The 15,936-nt window shown below is 62.0% G+C and carries 20 protein-coding genes; 13 read left to right on the top strand and 7 right to left on the bottom strand.

What is annotated here, in order from left to right:
- Positions 1–70: 70 nt before the first annotated feature.
- The 3 genes from minD to AYK65_RS29420 all read left to right on the top strand — a co-directional run bounded on the left by minD (position 71) and on the right by AYK65_RS29420 (position 2,157).
- Positions 71–886, top strand: a complete 816-nt coding sequence (gene minD, locus AYK65_RS29430) for a septum site-determining protein MinD (protein WP_026614568.1) — start codon at positions 71–73, stop codon at positions 884–886.
- Complete coding sequence (gene minE, locus AYK65_RS29425; protein WP_026614567.1) at positions 883–1,146, top strand: cell division topological specificity factor MinE; 264 nt, start codon at positions 883–885, stop codon at positions 1,144–1,146. Before minD ends, minE begins: the two co-directional genes overlap by 4 nt.
- Positions 1,147–1,677: 531 nt before the next feature.
- Positions 1,678–2,157, top strand: a complete 480-nt coding sequence (locus AYK65_RS29420) for a hypothetical protein (RefSeq protein ID WP_081162891.1) — start codon at positions 1,678–1,680, stop codon at positions 2,155–2,157.
- Here AYK65_RS29420 and AYK65_RS29415 read toward each other — a convergent pair.
- From AYK65_RS29415 to AYK65_RS29400, 4 genes are all read right to left on the bottom strand, one after another.
- The gene (locus AYK65_RS29415; protein WP_046117618.1) at positions 2,139–2,807 is read right to left on the bottom strand and encodes a LuxR C-terminal-related transcriptional regulator; all 669 of its coding nucleotides are present in this window, start codon (positions 2,805–2,807) and stop codon (positions 2,139–2,141) included. The two genes, AYK65_RS29420 and AYK65_RS29415, sit on opposite strands and share 19 nt — an antisense overlap.
- A complete protein-coding gene (locus AYK65_RS29410) occupies positions 2,804–4,216 on the bottom strand; it encodes an ATP-binding protein (RefSeq protein WP_081163111.1) in 1,413 nt (470 codons plus the stop codon). Before AYK65_RS29410 ends, AYK65_RS29415 begins: the two co-directional genes overlap by 4 nt.
- Positions 4,217–4,444: 228 nt before the next feature.
- On the bottom strand, positions 4,445–5,218 hold the full coding sequence (locus AYK65_RS29405; protein WP_139793389.1) for a hypothetical protein: 774 nt from the start codon (positions 5,216–5,218) through the stop codon (positions 4,445–4,447).
- Positions 5,219–5,337: 119 nt separating this feature from the next.
- Positions 5,338–5,634, bottom strand: a complete 297-nt coding sequence (locus tag AYK65_RS29400) for a hypothetical protein (RefSeq protein ID WP_081162887.1) — start codon at positions 5,632–5,634, stop codon at positions 5,338–5,340.
- A 394-nt stretch (positions 5,635–6,028) separates the two neighbouring features.
- Here AYK65_RS29400 and AYK65_RS29395 point away from each other — a divergent pair, with 394 nt between their 5' ends.
- The 8 genes from AYK65_RS29395 to AYK65_RS29365 all read left to right on the top strand — a co-directional run bounded on the left by AYK65_RS29395 (position 6,029) and on the right by AYK65_RS29365 (position 10,494).
- On the top strand, positions 6,029–6,226 hold the full coding sequence (locus AYK65_RS29395; protein WP_026614561.1) for a hypothetical protein: 198 nt from the start codon (positions 6,029–6,031) through the stop codon (positions 6,224–6,226).
- 76 nt (positions 6,227–6,302) lie between these two features.
- Positions 6,303–6,437 (top strand): hypothetical protein, encoded by a 135-nt coding sequence (locus tag AYK65_RS33575; protein WP_267885977.1) that lies wholly within the window; start codon positions 6,303–6,305, stop codon positions 6,435–6,437.
- Between the two features lie 282 nt (positions 6,438–6,719).
- Positions 6,720–6,935, top strand: coding sequence for a hypothetical protein (locus AYK65_RS29390; protein ID WP_026614560.1), 216 nt, complete (start codon positions 6,720–6,722; stop codon positions 6,933–6,935).
- Positions 6,922–7,167 carry a hypothetical protein gene (locus AYK65_RS29385; protein ID WP_026614559.1) on the top strand — a complete coding sequence of 82 codons (246 nt, stop codon included), beginning with the start codon at positions 6,922–6,924 and terminating at the stop codon, positions 7,165–7,167. Before AYK65_RS29390 ends, AYK65_RS29385 begins: the two co-directional genes overlap by 14 nt.
- A gap of 282 nt (positions 7,168–7,449) precedes the next feature.
- Positions 7,450–7,659, top strand: coding sequence for a cold-shock protein (locus AYK65_RS29380; protein ID WP_026614558.1), 210 nt, complete (start codon positions 7,450–7,452; stop codon positions 7,657–7,659).
- A gap of 183 nt (positions 7,660–7,842) precedes the next feature.
- Entirely contained in the window at positions 7,843–8,223 is a 381-nt protein-coding gene (locus tag AYK65_RS29375; protein ID WP_081162885.1) for a DUF6481 family protein, read from the top strand.
- A gap of 83 nt (positions 8,224–8,306) precedes the next feature.
- On the top strand, positions 8,307–9,380 hold the full coding sequence (locus AYK65_RS29370; protein WP_081162883.1) for a fatty acid desaturase: 1,074 nt from the start codon (positions 8,307–8,309) through the stop codon (positions 9,378–9,380).
- A 457-nt stretch (positions 9,381–9,837) separates the two neighbouring features.
- Positions 9,838–10,494 (top strand): hypothetical protein, encoded by a 657-nt coding sequence (locus AYK65_RS29365; protein ID WP_081162880.1) that lies wholly within the window; start codon positions 9,838–9,840, stop codon positions 10,492–10,494.
- Positions 10,495–10,543: 49 nt separating this feature from the next.
- On the opposite strand, the gene AYK65_RS29360 is transcribed toward AYK65_RS29365, so the two are convergent.
- A complete protein-coding gene (locus tag AYK65_RS29360) occupies positions 10,544–11,656 on the bottom strand; it encodes a hypothetical protein (protein ID WP_046117625.1) in 1,113 nt (370 codons plus the stop codon).
- Positions 11,653–12,390, bottom strand: a complete 738-nt coding sequence (locus AYK65_RS29355; RefSeq protein ID WP_046117817.1) for a N5-glutamine methyltransferase family protein — start codon at positions 12,388–12,390, stop codon at positions 11,653–11,655. Before AYK65_RS29355 ends, AYK65_RS29360 begins: the two co-directional genes overlap by 4 nt.
- 201 nt (positions 12,391–12,591) lie before the next feature.
- Between AYK65_RS29355 and AYK65_RS29350 the strand changes: the two genes are divergently transcribed.
- Positions 12,592–13,902 carry a lipopolysaccharide biosynthesis protein gene (locus AYK65_RS29350; RefSeq protein WP_081162879.1) on the top strand — a complete coding sequence of 437 codons (1,311 nt, stop codon included), beginning with the start codon at positions 12,592–12,594 and terminating at the stop codon, positions 13,900–13,902.
- Complete coding sequence (locus AYK65_RS29345) at positions 13,899–15,047, top strand: GNAT family N-acetyltransferase (protein ID WP_081162877.1); 1,149 nt, start codon at positions 13,899–13,901, stop codon at positions 15,045–15,047. Before AYK65_RS29350 ends, AYK65_RS29345 begins: the two co-directional genes overlap by 4 nt.
- Before the next feature lie 42 nt (positions 15,048–15,089).
- Here the strand turns inward: AYK65_RS29345 and AYK65_RS29340 are convergent, their stop codons facing one another.
- Positions 15,090–15,668: a LysE family translocator gene (locus AYK65_RS29340; RefSeq protein WP_244560149.1), complete on the bottom strand. Its 579-nt coding sequence runs from the start codon at positions 15,666–15,668 to the stop codon at positions 15,090–15,092.
- Positions 15,669–15,936: the final 268 nt, after the last annotated feature.

Below are 15,936 nucleotides of genomic sequence, written 5' to 3'. Positions count from 1 at the left end.
TAGAGCGGGGATGCGGGCGGAAAACCGCTCACACTTTTCCTCATCCCGCTCTGAAAACAGGAGCGGGAAGATGGCGAAAGTTGTTGTTGTTACATCGGGTAAGGGCGGCGTCGGAAAGACGACTTCAACCGCCGCACTAGGCGCGGCGCTGGCGCAGCGCAACGAAAAGACCGTCGTCGTGGACTTCGACGTCGGCCTGCGCAATCTCGACCTCGTCATGGGTGCCGAGCGCAGGGTGGTCTACGACATCGTCAATGTCATTCAAGGCGATGCGAAACTGCCGCAGGCGCTGATCCGCGACAAGCGGCTGGAGACGCTCTTCCTGCTGCCGGCATCGCAGACCCGCGACAAGGACGCCCTGACGCCCGAAGGTGTCGAGAGGGTGATGGACGAACTAAAAAAACACTTCGACTGGATCATATGCGACAGCCCCGCCGGCATCGAGCGCGGCGCCACACTCGCGATGCGCCATGCCGACGTCGCCGTCATCGTGACGAACCCAGAGGTATCTTCGGTTCGCGACTCCGACCGAATCATCGGGCTGCTCGATTCCAAGACGGAGCGGGCAGAGCGCGGAGACCGAGTGGAAAAGCACCTGTTGCTCACGCGCTACGATGCCGCTCGCGCCGAGCGGGGCGACATGCTGAAGGTCGACGATGTCCTTGAGATCCTGTCGATCCCGCTCATCGGTATCGTCCCGGAGAGCGCCGAGGTCCTCAAGGCTTCCAACCTCGGCGCACCCGTCACGCTCGCCGACAGCCGCAGCGCGCCGGCGATCGCCTATCTCGACGCGGCGCGCCGTCTTGCCGGCGAAACGCTGCCGATCACCATTCCCGGCGAAAAGCGCGGGCTCTTCGGCAAGATATTCGGACGGAGGGCAGCATGAGCATTTTCCGTTTCTTCAGCAAACAGAGTTCCGCGCCGACGGCGCGAGAACGCCTTCAAGTCCTGCTCGCGCATGAGCGGGCTTCGGTCGGCCAGTCGGACCTCGTGGCGATCCTCAGGGAGGAAATCCTCGCCGTCATCGCAAAGCATGTTCAGGTCGATCGCGAGAAGGTGAGCGTGAAGATGGATCGCGGCGAGCACGTGACGACGCTGGAGGTCGACATCGAGATCCCGATGAAGGCGGGTGTGAGGGCGGCCTGAGCGGGCCGCTTCCGCGTTTGTCGCCCGTAATGACAGCGGACGGGGCGAGACAGGTTGCCCCCGTCCACGCCGCGCGCCTGCTGGGTGTTCCTGATGAACGCCGACCGGGACAAAACATCCAGCAACAGAGAACCAGTCGGCCCGAGAGCTGGTCGTCAGAAAGTGGCTGCTCTTGAACCACCACGTCTGACGACAATCTCCCCATGACGGCCCGTCTTTCGCCGACGCCGATATCGTCGGCGCAGGCCGCGGCGTCCGCCAGTGCCCTAGGACTTTGGTCCGAGGTGGATGGGACGATGGTCCGATCGCGGCCGGGGAAACGTCTGAAGCCCCTCGAATACAAGCGGCGGGGAGTTGACGGGCGGACCGAACCGTGAACAAAGATTTCGAGGTCTGGTCGACGGAAGCCCATGCGACGCGCCGGTTTTTAACGACGGCGGTACTCTCGCCCTTCCGATGGATGATCAGCCATGCGCGCCAACGCCTCTTCGGACGGCTCAGATTGCGCCGCGAAAGCTTCAGGAGGCCGTGATGGTCACGCGTCGAAATTTTGTTGCGGCACTATGTTCCTTGTCGATCAGCCTCCCTGTCTCGGCTTTTCCGTATAAGCTCGGCCTGTCGGGCGAGGCACTTGGACTCATCCCCCAATCCGCTGTCGCCAAGAATGGCGGTAGCGGCCACGGCGGCGGAAATAGTGGCGGTGGCGGGAATAGCGGCGGTAGAGGCAATAGCGGCGGCAATAGCGGCGGCAACAGCGGCGGGAATAGTGGAGGGAAGGGCGGCGGCTCAAGCAAGGGATCGAGCAGCCGTTCGACGAGTTCGACCGGGTCGAGCGCAAAGGAAACGAAGGTTGAGCAGGGCGGCTCCGTGTTGCGCGTTCGCCACGTCGACGGGATCAGCGAAGAGATCGACGAAGGCCGCTACATCATGAAGGACTCGCGTGGGCGCACGATCGTGAACCGGCAGGCGACCACGGCGGACAGGAGACGTCTTCAGTCCTTCATCGACTGAGGGGGCGCCAGTTCCAGCGCGTCGCGCAGCACCATGGCCGCTTCGGTGCGGTTGGCGACGTTGAGTTTCGCCATGATCTGCGTCATGTGATGCTTGACGGTCTTCTCATGAAGGTCGAGCTTTCGGGCGATCTGTTTGTTGCTCATTCCCGCGGCCACGAGGTGCAGAACCTCCTGTTCGCGCGGGGTCAATGCCGAGACCAGATCGGATTTGGCTGGTCCGGGGTCGAAGAAACGCCCCGTCAGCAGCTTGGCCGAAAGCGTCGGGGCGACGTAGCTTTCCCCGGAAGCGACGGTGCGGATGACCTCTGCCAGCGCTCGCGCGCCGATCCCCTTGAGAATATACCCTTTCGCGCCGTCCCTGAGTGCCGCCGCCACGTCTTCATTCGCCTCGGAAACGGTGAGGATCACGATCTTCTGGGACGCGGCGACCTGCAGGATCAATGGAATGGCATTCAGACCGCCGCCCGGCATGGAGATGTCGAGCAGCATCACGTCCGGCCGCAGCTCCTCAGCGATCCGGATCGCATCGTCGCGCGAACTTCCTTCCGCGACGATCTCGAACCCGTCGATCTCCGACAGGCTTCTGGTCACCCCCTCCCTGAAAAGGGGGTGGTCGTCGATCACCGCGACTCGAATTCCCGTGGTCATGTCTGGCCGATCTCCTCAATGCCGAGCGACATCCGAACGATCGTGCCCGGGGCGTCGCCGTTGATCTCGAATGTCCCGCCGAGGCTCTCGACCCGCCCTTTGAGCCCTGCAAGGCCGAGGCTCGTGGGCTGCACGTCGTTGGGATCGAAGCCTGGCCCGCTATCTGCAACTTCGATGCTGACCTTGTCGCCGTCCATGCTCTGCCTCACGCGTTGGCCGACGCCGCCGCCGTGGCGATATGCATTGTTAAGTGCTTCTTGCACGAAGCGGTATATGCATATCTTTGCGGAAGGAGAAAGGTGGCGGGGCGGATCTGTCATCGACAAATCCACAGCCGATCCTGTGCGTTGTTCATGCGCGCGGACGCAGCGCTCCAGTATTTCCCTCAGGCTCGCAGACTCTATCTGCGGCAACACCAGGCCGTTGCATATCGTCCTGATCTCATGCATTGCCTCGTCGAGGCTGGCCTTGATCGCGGCGACCGCGCGCTCGCGCGCTTCCTGTGGCGTCGAGGGACTGATGAGCGCATTGCTGTCCATCCTCAGCGAGGCAAAGGCCACCAGTTGAGCGGGACCGTCATGCAGGTCGGCGCCGATCCGCCGCAATATGGTCTCGTTGAGCGCTGTCGCGCGCTGCGAGGCCTGCTGCAGGCGCCCGCGTAGGGTCTCGTTTTGCGCAAGCAGTGCCGAAAGTTCGTTGATGCGCTCGCTGAGCGCATGGCGCTGCTTCTCGATGGTTCGGCTGCCGCGCATGACGATCGCGGAAAGCGCTGTGAAGAAGGCCAGCGTGAAGCCCGCGACCGCCAGCCAAGTGTGAAGCCGTGCCCGGCTCAGACTATGGTGAAACTCGTTGGCGATTTCGTGGAATTCCGAAACCGCGACGACTTCTCCGGACCAAGGCTGCAGGACGGGATTGTAGATCTTGAGCAGAGGATCGCCTGCCTGTCGCTTCGTTGCGTCATCGGCCTCGCCGAACGGTATGAACTGCGCAACCATCTGGCCGGCGAATGCCGTCGTCAGTTCGGGCCCAAGCGCGAACTGCCGTCCAACCATGTTCTTTTCGCTCGAATAGAGAACGGTGCCGTCGGCACGCCAGAGACGAAATGACGAAAGTCGATCTCCGAGCGCGCCTTGCCCGAGCGTTTCGTCGAGCGCCCGTGCGACCGTGTCGTCGAGCACCTGGGTCTTTTGCATGTCGGGCAGGAGCGGCGCTATTACGCTGTCGACGTATAGCGCCGTGGTTGCCGCGGAATTCCGCGTGACCGCATCTTCTATCAGGCTGGTCACGAAAGCGCCGACAACCGCCATTGCCGTCGCTGCCACCAGTCCGCCGATGAGCAGGAACTGTTTCGCCAGCGGCTGCGCATTCCAGCGTTTGATGAGGTCTTCGGCGCGCACGAGAAATCTCAGGATGGCCCGCTTACTCGTCGGCGGCACTTGTATCTACTTTCAGACGGCAAATTAGCATCTCCGCTGGTCCGGTCAACGGCAGCGCCCGACGCTTTTTTTCATGGTCCGACACCATGCCTCCTGTAGCTCGTTGGTCTCTACGAGGCTATACGATCGGCCCTCACAGTAGCCGTTCGCGCCGCAATTGGCACCCTTAGCGGAGAGCCTGCAACTATGGCCGGGAGATCGTTAGTCCATGCTGCAGATACCGCTACGGAGCTGATACGGCCGGTTGCACGCCCAGGCGTTGCCAGAAGAATCGAGATGAGCGTTCTCGGGAAGCTTGATTTGTGAACATGTGGTTCCCTTCGCCTCAAAGCCACGATCACAGTTCCATTTCTGACCGTAGGACGTATCTACAAACGTTGCGTTTTTCGGGACCACTACGGCAACACAGGCTTGGCCCTTCTTTTCAAAACCACGATCGCATATCCATTCGTTCCCGCTGGTCGTCAGATAAGCATGGTCGGGAACGATTAACGCAACGCATTCGCGTTCGACGATCTGGTAACCTCGTTCGCATTCCCAACCCCTATCATAGGTCGAATCCGTCAGAAACGCGTTGTCCGGCACCTCGATACGGTCGCATCCCGTGTCGGTTTGACGGTATCCGCGCATGCACTGCCAGCGATCGCCAAAGAAAGGATCAAGGTATGCATTGGCAGGCACCTGAACGCTGAGGCATTGGTTGCCCATTTCAACGAATCCGTAGTGGCAATCCCAGCCTTTGCCATGGGACTCGTTCGTCAGGAACGCGTTGTCGGGAGGCGTCACCGCATGGCAGGAATCGTCCTGCCTTCGGAATCCACGATTGCACTCCCAGCCCGATCCGTAGCGGTTTGCTTCGGCATTGGCAGGCACGGGGGGTGTCGTTTGGCCAAATGCGCTCTGGCTGAACAACAGTGTCGCACATAGAAGCATGGTCATCGCCAGAGGCGATCCCGGGCAGTATGGTTGGGGCATGTCGTTATCTCCTAGGGGCGGGCCGTTATCTCGACGTGTAGCCACGTGTTCTGGAGATAATCGTCCGATGGGGACGAGGAGGGGCGCTGCTTTCTGGCACGCTGCAGGCACCGCTTTACCTAGATGAGGTGCTGCGATTGCAGTTCGAGTGGAAGACCTTGGATCGCGTAGCGCGCCAGCGATGATGGGCACGGGCGTCTGTTGTCACCGAACTTGCCCAGTTGGTGCTCGAGCTTTGCCGCTAGGCCCGACCGGGACTCCTCGCCCGCCAGGAACAGCTTAATCACGAGCAATGCAGCCGGGTTGAAAAATCGCGGGGACTCGGCAAGTCCGCTAGCGTCGTATCCGGCTGCCTCCAAGACGGACTGGATAATTTTCATATTGGCGGGCGATATATCGTGTAAGGTGGAAGACATAGCGTCCTCCTTTCGCTGGAGGGCTAGGGCGACTAGCCCTCAAGCAGTAGCGCCCGGGACTTTGCTACTGAAGGTTGGATACTGCGCTTTTGTTACAAGTATAGCAACCGCCCCTAGGTTTCATTTCCATCCAGCCGACCGACCGATTCGCAACAGGTATGCAATAGAAGCCATTGCAATTTGCGGCGCTTGTCAGAAGCGTGTTTGTTGCTGGGCAGTGTCTTCTGGCGTCGGCTGTGCTAAACCTCCGGTTTGCGGGTCTACAATCAGCGGGAGCGAACGAGGGTCATTGCGCATGACCTTTAAAGGGCGCATGCTCTCCACTTCAGCGCCATTTCCAGGGCGCCGCTGATTCGGGGCCTTGTTGCCCTGGCCCCAACGAAAGGAGGACTACATGTCTTCCGACCTTCACCTTCATACCATGGCTCGTAATCTCGTCAGCGTCAGCGGATTTGGATACGGCGAAAACGTCCGGCTTCAACAAATCAGCAAAGGTGAGCCCGCGGCCGTACTGCGCATCAAGCGCTTCAATTTGGCAGCTCCGGGCGCCAGCCTTTCCCGCCTGCGTGGCGCAACATTTCGCCCTTGCTGAGTGGGCCAAGCGTACGGCGACGCCGCAGCGTGAAGGCTGCAAACGACAATCAACCGAAAAATCAGGAGAATCAGAGATGGCCAAAGGCCAAGCAAAAAGCAATCGCGAAGCTCGAAAGCCAAAAAAAGACAAGACGGCGGCACCGGTCGCCGCCGTGCAGGGCACTCGGGCCAAGTTTACGAACAGCGGTCTCGGCCTCGGCAAGAAGTAGGCCTGGCACTGTCGCGAGCAGAGGCGCCTGGCGTTCCGTCTCTGCCGCGGCGGCGACACCTGGGGTGGTCGCGCTTATCGGCGGTCAGCGGTAACTGCCTTGAACAGAACGGTACTCGTCACCATATGAAGATAACGTTTGCAGCCTACGGCTATCTGGTCTCACCGGCACGTCCGCTTGCTCGGCGATTCCGATTTGTGAACGTTCCGAACTCCGCCTCTGGCAGGAGAGAATTGCGCTGAGCGCCGTTGCGTTGCGCATCCATATTTTTAGGACACCTTTATGATGAATATAGCCCGCCACACGGCGGAAAGCCTGTTCCGGCCCGCAGCGCCCGAAGGCTCAAATGCTGCCAAGCTGCAGAAGATACGCGCGAGACAGATTCTCCGAATGCGGGAGCGCGGACCGGTTGAACGGCAGCAGCGCCTCGATAAACGTAGGACGCTTTCACGCGGCGCGCTCTTTGCCCCCAAGGAGCGCACCCATGACGACGTTTGATTACAGCGCCGGGGCAGGACTATATCCCTGCAAGACCGTGAGAAGAACGAGCCGGCTTCGATATAAGCGGTTTGACTCGGTCGCCGAGGCTCTTCGCTTTGCGATCGAGGACATGCCGGCGTCGATGCTTCGTGGCTCCGTCCTGGAGGTCGAAGAAGCCCGCTACAATGGCCAGCAGATGCAGAAGCTGTACGAAGCCGACGCATACCCTCTGCCGCGGCGGGGACGCTAGGGACCTCCGAGCGGTTTTCGGACCCAGGCCCGCGTGTCCCCAGTGGCGGTGGGGCGACTTCATTAGCCAATAAACTACCGGGAGTCGCAATGAAGAAAATTTCGAAACGAAAAGTTGACGATACCGTCAAAGTGCCGTACTGAGAAAACATCGATACTTTGTTTGCCGATATTTGTTTTGCTGCGCCTGGCGCTCCTTGACGAACTTCCCTCTTTCAAAAGTCGAAAAAACCCGCTGTGCGTCGCTCAGCGGTGATCAATGTTGCTAAAGAAAGGGTTCGTCATGACCACTGGCACAGTTAAATGGTTCAATTCCACCAAAGGTTTTGGCTTCATCCAGCCTGACGACGGCAGTGCCGATGTGTTCGTTCACATCTCGGCCGTGGAGCGCGCGGGGATGAATTCGATGGTCGAAGGCCAGAAGCTCGGCTTCGAGCTTGAGCGAGACAACAAATCGGGCAAAATGTCCGCGGGTCAGCTCCGCGCTGTCTAAAGCTTTTAGCCGCTAATGACCACGGATGTACTGGCATGGCGGGCAAGAAGTTCGGAAAGGTCAGGCAGATGCCTGGCCTTTTTCTGTTCTGAGGCTCTATTTGCTGGCACGACATCCGCGTCTCCCGTCCGAGAGCGCGGACCGTTGGAAAGCTCGTGACCATGAGAACCAAAGGAATTCCTATTGAGACATCCCAACGACAATGGCTTTGCAGCGCGCCGCACCGCTGCGGCCGAGGCCAAGCGTCAGCTTTTGGCAAAATTCGCCTCCGCCCCCAAGGCGACCGATCCGGAAATGCAGGAGCGGCTTGCCGTCCGCGAAGCGGTGTCGGTTGCACGCGAGGCCCGTCGGGCCGAACGCGAAGCGTTGAAGATCGCCGAAAACGAACGCCTGCTTGTTGAAGCCGCAGCAGCGGTGGCGGCAGCCGAAGCCGAGGCGAGGCTAGAAGCCGAAGCCCGGCAGGCTGAAATCGCCGAGCGTGCTTCACGCGCCTTGGCCGAAGAGGCTGTGCGCAAAGCCGAGCGCGATCGCCGTTATGCGGCACGCAAGGCTCGCCGAGCCTGACACCTTCAATCATTGCGCCTGATACTCAGCAGCCACGGGCCTGGCAAATATTTTGCGAGGCGACGAAATACGGACCAGTTTTGATGAATGCACATGTCTGCACGCCGGCATCGCTTGCTGAAGATGATGCCGGAGCATGGTTGAAGACCCTGGCGAAATACCGTCAGCCCCGCATGGGGCGCAGCGCCTTGGAACTTCTTGTCACCTTCATCCCCTTCGCCGGCTTCTGGGCCGGCGCCCATTTTTCCCTCGCTAACGGGTTTTGGTATGGGCTGATCGCCATCTTTCCGGCCGCAGCCTTCCTCCTCAGGCTTTTCATGATCCAGCACGATTGCGGCCACGGCTCGTTCTTCGCTCGCCGCCGCCTCGACGATTGGACAGGACGTGCCATCGGCGTGCTCACCCTGACACCTTACGATTACTGGCGCCGGGCGCACGCCGCTCATCACGCCTCGGCCGGCAATCTGGACGAGCGGGGTGTCGGCGATATCACCACGCTCACGGTTTCAGAATACCGTTCACTTTCTCCCATGAAGCGCCTCGGCTACCGTCTCTATCGGCACCCCCTGGTGATGTTCGGCATCGGCCCCGCGTGGCTCTTTCTCTTGAAGCAGCGCCTGCCGTTCGGGATGATGAACGGCGGTGCACTGCCCTGGGTCTCCACCATGGCCACGAACGTTGCGATCATGACGTGCGCCGGCGTGGTGGCTTGGGCGATCGGAGTCGTGCCTTTTCTCTTGATCCACCTGCCGATCGTGCTCCTGTCGGGCGCCGCCGGCATCTGGCTCTTTTATGTGCAGCACCAGTTTGAAGAAACGCACTGGTCGGCCGACGAGGATTGGCACTTTCCCCGGGCAGCCCTCCATGGTGCATCCCACTATGACCTGCCGCTCGTGCTGCGATGGCTGACGGGTAATATCGGCATTCATCACGTGCATCACCTGTCGAGCAGGATTCCCTATTACAGATTGGTGGAAGTTCTGCGCGACCACCCACAGCTCGCTTCGATCGGCCGCATCACTCTCTGGGAAAGCCTGCAATGCGTCAGGCTCGTCCTTTGGGACGACAGGCGTCAGAAACTCGTCTCATTTCGCGATGCCGCCGATGCGACCGTTCACCCGTACTCGGCTACCGCCGCAGGGCATACGATCGACTGAACACCTCACTCGTACACCAGCTTATCGGCAAGGCTCTTGCGTCGACGCATCTAATCGAACGCGAGTTTGCCGATGCGCGGCCACCAGCCGAGCCGAGGCGGCTCGGTGCCGATCAGCGCATCGAATGCAGCCTCTTCGTCCTGGTGCTGCGACGGTCCGCTCCAGCTCGGCCGTGATCTACTGACGCTCGCCAGCGTTGAAACAAAGAAACTAACTCACCGTATTTCGCCGAATTAACAGCCGAACGCCGCATGTTTTCAACTCGTTGAGCCCTTCGTCGCGACGCGTTTTCGGACCTTCGAGGGCCGCTCGATCAGACCTAAGTCCGATCAGTCGGCGCATTGGTCCGAGGACGGTGGAAACCGCCTCGGCCGCACGCTATCGCTGCACTACCTAGGCCAGAGCAGGAAATTTCAGGCCGGCGAGAACGGCCGCGAAGATTCGACAGGAGGTGTTCATGCCTATTTCCAGGATTATCGGTCGGGGTCTCTTGGCATTGGCTCTCGCCGGTGCACCGCTCGCAAGCATTGCGCCCGCGCTTTCGGACGTCGCCTTTGCGAAGGGCGGCAACGGCGGTGGTAACGGTGGAGGTGGCTCCGGTGGGGGCGGAGGGGGCCACGGCAATGGCCACAGCAAAGCGCGATCCGAAACGGGAAAATCGGGCGGTTCACGTGCAGGCGCGCCGCGCTTTCACGGCGGGCACGCCACGCAGGGCAGAAAGTCTAGCAAGTCGGCGAAAGTGAAGACAGCAACCGCTGTGCCGACGCCGAAGCCCAAGAGCGCTGCAGCAGAATCTGCAAAGCTGCGCTCGCTCGGCAGAAACTTTCACGCTTACATAAATTCGAACGACCCGCGCATGGCGGCAATCTCCGCCTATGTGATGGCCTATGCGACCTTCGAGGCGGAAAACGGTCCGGACGCTATTCCGACCGATCCGGCGTTGAGCGACGAAGCACTGCGCGATGCGATCGCGAGCTTTACCAATGACGACGAAGTGACGGACGACACCCTGGCGGATGTCAAAGAAACGCTCGGCGTCGGGCCCGCCGTCGGTAAGATTGATCAGGTTCGGGCTTACCTGCAAACGACGTCCGATGAGGACATTGTGAACTGAGCCGCGACGCTGTGGTGAACCCGAAACCCTGAGGGGCGCATCATAGGGTCTATTCGAAGCTGCCGCCGATGAGGCGGCTCCAATGTTCGCCCGCCAGCCCGTTGATGAAACCCTGCGAGTGACGGAAGGCCTCGACAAGTTCCTCGCCGCGGGCGTGAACGACGGTGGAGGCGGCGTGGATGAAGCCGATGCGGCGGCCCATCATGGCTTCCAGCAGTGCCGGCTGCGTTCGGCCGCGCAAAGCCGCAGCACCGCGAGCGGCGGCGTGATCAATGAGGCAGTCGACGATCGCTCCGGATTGGCCCGGCAGCGCAAGGAGTTGGAGCACCCGCGCAATGCCGCCGGGCCGAATGTGATAAAAGAAGGCCCCGACCGGCGCGCCGCTGCGCGTCTTCACCGCCGCAAAAACCGCCTCACCGTAGACGGGCTTCTTTTCCGCGTCCTCAAGAATATGGTCGAGCTGGCCCTCGGCCCAGGCCGGCTGCACGGCAAACTGTCTCGTCAGCGGCGCAAAAAGCGCGGCGAAATCAAACCGGTCGATGTCGACGACCTGCAACGGCCCTGACGTGCCGGCTGCTTCGGGGACACCCGACCAGCGCAATTCGCCGCGGCCCATTTTGCTGCGGTAGCGGCGATCGAATGCGCGCGCGAGCGGGCTCAATGCCCGCGTCGGGCCAAGCCGGCTTGCAACGAGATCGAGCGCAAAGGATGCGGGCCGAATGACCCGGACCCAATCGAGACTGTATTGCGGCAACACGATGCCGCGCAGCCTCGTCCACATTTGCGTGGAGACCTCGCTCGCCGTTTCGCTGAAGGAGAGATCCTGCGGACCGGCCAGAAAGGCTTTCAAGAGCCGCGCACCGGCCATCGGGTCGCTCTCGCGTCCCTCGACCATCAGCGAGCCGCAGATGGCCGCCCGCAGAGGCCTGCCCTTGTACGTCATCGGCAGCGCGTTGACGCCGACGAAGCCCGAAATGCGACCGCGGTCGTTGACATGCACGAGCGGGCTGATCTCCGGGTCGCAGCCGGGCGCTTCCAGGTAGAGGTGGCGCAGGTAATCGACGAGCGCCGGCGGCGTCCGGTCGCTGTTGCGGAAGATCTTCTGGAAGAGACCGGCAACGGCCGGGATGTCCTCCGCCGCGAGCGGACGGATGTCGCTCATCGGTCTGGCCCTTTGTCTCCCGACGCGGTGATACACGCCTCGCCGGCGAGTTTCCGCGTCAGCGCGACGCGCGGCTTGCCGGTCGCATCCTCGGCAAAGGTCACGGGCTCGTAGGCCTTCGTGCGGGCGAGAAGCGCTGCGGCCTGGCGGTCCTGTCCCTCTCCGAATTCGAAGAGCAGCCATCCGCCTGGCTTGAGGAAGGCGACCGCATCGCGGATCAGCCGCTGATGGATGGATATGCCATAGGGGCCGCCGTCAAAGGCTTCCCGCGGCTCGCTTGCGAGAAGATGGGCGCTGTCGCCTTCGAGGCGGGATGTCGAGATATAGGGCGGGTTGCACACGATCATGTCGACCGTGCCCTCGAGGCGGTCCCCCTGCAGCGCCCCGAAGAGATCTCCCTGCCGGATGACGACCCGCTCGCCAAGCCCGAGGCGCTCGAGGTTGCGGCGGGCGAGCGCGACCGTGCTGTCGGTCAGATCGGCACCCCATACCCGGGCGAGCGGGATTTCGGCGGCGATCCCCAGCGCAAGGTTGCCGGAGCCGCAGCACATGTCGATCACCGTGGAAGCCCGGGCGCGATCGGCGAGGATTCCAGCGGCGCTGCGGCCGAGGAGTTCCGTCTCTTCCCTCGGCACGAGCACGTCGGGCGCAAGCTCGAGTTCGATGCCCATGAAGCGGACGAGCCGCGGCGCGTCGGCAGCGTGGCCGTCGAGATGATTGTCGCCCTGCAGCACGAATGCTCCTCCGATTGTCGGATGGTTGTCGGTCGCGGCGGACACTAGCGCATCCAGGTAAACGGAAGCTGAAATGCAAGCGATACGCGTATGTTAACCGCGCGATCATTTCTGCGTGCTAGTTTGCGCGCGCAATCGGCCGGCCGGCGGGAAAACGCGCGGGGCTCGTGCCGAGCTGGTCGACTTGTCAAGGCGGATCGGATGGCTTCGGAAGGTGTGACGGAACCGCGTGGGTACAGACCATTGCTGCCGATGGTCGTGTCCTACATCGCCTCCGGCGGCAGTCTCGTCCTCGGCTCTGCGGCGCAGCTTGTCACCTTCGCGATTCTCGCCCGCTGGCTCGGCGTTCACGAGTTCAGCGTCTTCGTCGCCATCACGGCGCTTGCCAACATCGCCGTCCATCTCTGTGGGCTCGGCGCCATGGAGTGCCTCGTCCGCCGCGTTGCCCGCGACCGCGCCATGTATCCGCAAATGCTCGGCCACAACATCATCCTGACGACCGCAAGCGGTGTGGCGCTGCTCCTCCTCGGGGTGGTTGCCCTGCCGTTCTTTTTCACGCTTTCCGCAGATCCGGTGAAGAACTTTGCGGCAATCGCGCTGATGCTGATCACCAATATCCTTCTGGTCCGGATCATCGTGCTGACGGAGCAGATATTCATCGCCCACAGCGATTTTGCCTCCGCAAACAAGGTCGTCGTCGGCTTTGCCGTGGCGCGGACGGTTGCGGCGGCGCTCGCCTGCATCGCCTTCAGCGTTTCCACCGTAGAGTCCTGGGCGGTGTGGCAGTTCGTCTGCCATGTGCTCGTGGCGCTCGCCTGCATGCGGGCGATCAGAGGACTTGGCAAGCCACACTATTCGATCGTGCGCGAAGAGCTGCCGCAGGGGCTCTATTTCAGCATTCCCTTCATCCTGCGCGCGCTCCGCCAGAATGCCGACTTGCTTGTCCTGAGCCTCGTCACCACGGCCGAGATCGTCTCGAGCTACAGCGTCGCCCGCCGCATATTGGAGAGCAGCTATCTTTCCGTCGACGCGCTCAACCGTCTCATCTATCCGGGTTCCGCTCGTGCGACGGCCGCGGGGCTGCATCATGCGTTTCAGCGCGTGCGCCGGGTGCTCGCCGCCGCGACCCTCATCAGCCTCGCCGCAGCCGTCACGGTCTTCGCCCTGGCGCCCGTGCTCCCCCATCTCTTCGGCAAGGACTACGTCTCCCTCGTCGGCTTCGCCAGAAGCCTTTGTTGGGCGGTCGTGCCTCTCGCCGCCTGGTCGGTGGCCGCGGAGGCGCTCGGTGCCTCCGGCTATCACGCCGCGCGCGCGACCGTCATAGGTCTCGGCAGCATTGCCGGGGCGGGGCTTGCCGCTTGGGCGAGTTGGTATGCGCCGCCGGCCGGTACTTTCGTCTCCTTCTACGTGATCGAAGTCGCGATGGTAATCGCAACGTGGAGTGTCTTCCTGCACTTCGTGCGGCGCGATCGGGAACAGGCTGCCCTGACGTCCGAGGCGGGGCGCGCATGACGGCTCGGGCCCAGGAAATCCGAGCGTCCTCGGGGATGGCGGCCGCTGAGGGCCGGCGCGGCGGCATGCGCGCCATGACGCCAGACGATATCCCTGCGGTTGGGCGGTTGTTCAACAGGGTTTTCCGCAAGAATGACAGCGAGCCCGGCGACGACCTGGCCAGCTATCTCCAAACGGTCTTCTTCGGCAGCCCCGCCTACGCTCCGGAAGTCGGCAGCGTCGTGCATGAGAGCGCCGCCGGGAGCATAGACAGCGCCATACTTTCGGTGCCGATGGCGTTTACGGCCCATGGTCGGCCGATCACGGCGCGGCTTCTTTGCGCCTTCATGGCGGACGGCAAGGCAGGTGCCGCCGGGGCCGCGCGCCTCGCCCGCAGCATGCGCGCGGTCCGCCAGGACCTGTGCTTCTCGGACAATGCCTCGCCGGTGAGTGCCGATCATTGGGCGGCGGCCGGCGGTATTGTGCTGCCGATCCAGAGCCTCGAATGGCAGCGCACATTTTGGCCGCTCAAGGCGATGGCGCTTCTCGCCAGTCGTCACTTCCCCGTCATGGGCTCACGCATTCTCACCGGCACTCTCGGCATCGTCGATCGCGTGCTCCGCCGGATGAGGTCTTCGATGCGGCCGGCCGCTCAAGCCGCCTGCCTCACCAAGACGGCGACGCTCGACGAGTTCCTCGAATGCGCAGGGCCGATGCTGGAGCGGTTCGCGCTCCGTCCGGTCTGGTCTCAAGTGGAATTCGATTGGTTCGTCGGCGTTGCCGCAATGAACAGGAGCCTCGGGACCCTGCAATGCAGGAAAGTCCTCGGCGAGGACGGCCGCACGATCGGCGCGTTCCTCTTCTTCGGCAACGCAAACGATATGGCAACCGTGCTCAACGTGCTCAGCGAGGAGGGCCGCGAGTTCGACGTGACTGCCGCCATGTTCGCAAGGCTCGACGCGGAGGGCTACGCCGCCGCCGTCGGGATGGCGCAGCCCTTCTTAATGAACGCAATATCGCGCCAGCGATGGCTTTCCTTTCGCCACCGTGGCTATTTCTGCCTCGTCACCCGCCATGCCGACCTCAAAGAGGCGGCCGAGCGCAACGAGGTCTATATCGGCGGGCTCGCATCGGAGAGCTGGAGCAGGCTGCTGACGGACTTTTAAGTCCGGTTGGTTCTCCTGCCGCTGGAACTTGGCCGGCGCGGTTCAGCGGTGAAGGGAAGGCGCGGCAGGAGAAAGCAGCAATCGTATGCCCAACACGATCATAATGCTGCCTGCTACACGCTGCTGCCAGAGCACGAAGGCCGTGTTGCGCGACAGCCAGCCGCTGAACGCCCCTGAGGTCAGAGCTACCGCGCTGAGGAGTAGCAGCCCCGAGAGTTTCATTGTTCCTCCGAGGATAAAGAATTGCAGCGCGGGCGATCCGGCGGAGGGCTGCACGAACTGCGGCAGGATCGCGAGCATGAAAGAAAGCGCCGCAGGATTCGTCAGATTGCAGATCATGCCTTGCCTGAAGGGGCCGGCAAGCGACGTCGACGCGGCGTAATCTTGCACATCGCGGACCGTTTCCTGGTCGGCAGCCAGGAAACGTATCCCGACATAGATCAGATAGACGGCCCCGATCCATTGCATGGCCTTATAGAGCAGCGGCGAGGAAACGACGACCGTGGCAAGCCCCATCGCCAGCAGGGGTATCTGGACGACCCCGGCCGCCACACATCCGAACGCCGTCGCGAGCGCGGCATGCCTGCCCTCGCCGATGCCGCGGCTGATGACGAGCATCATGTCCGGGCCGACTCCGGACAGTTGATAGGCAAGCACAGCGCCTAAAAATGCGGCGTATGTGGTCAGATCAGGCATTCATCTGAAACTGCGGCAGTGGATCGAAGTTCCCAACTGAAACGAGGGCGGGGCGAGAATGCTTTGATGGCCGCCTAGGACGAGGAAGTACCGTCGCCATCCGTACCTCGACCTGAAGCCGTTTCAAAGGTTACCGGCAGTTCATACGGCTTAACGGAATTTTCACCCTGCAACGCCTAAATGTACGAACCAG

The sequence above is a fragment of the Ensifer aridi genome (genome assembly GCF_002078505.1).
Lineage (GTDB): Bacteria > Pseudomonadota > Alphaproteobacteria > Rhizobiales > Rhizobiaceae > Sinorhizobium > Sinorhizobium aridi.
Note: the sequence above shows the minus strand (reverse complement) of the source record. Positions and strands in the feature narration are given on the sequence as shown.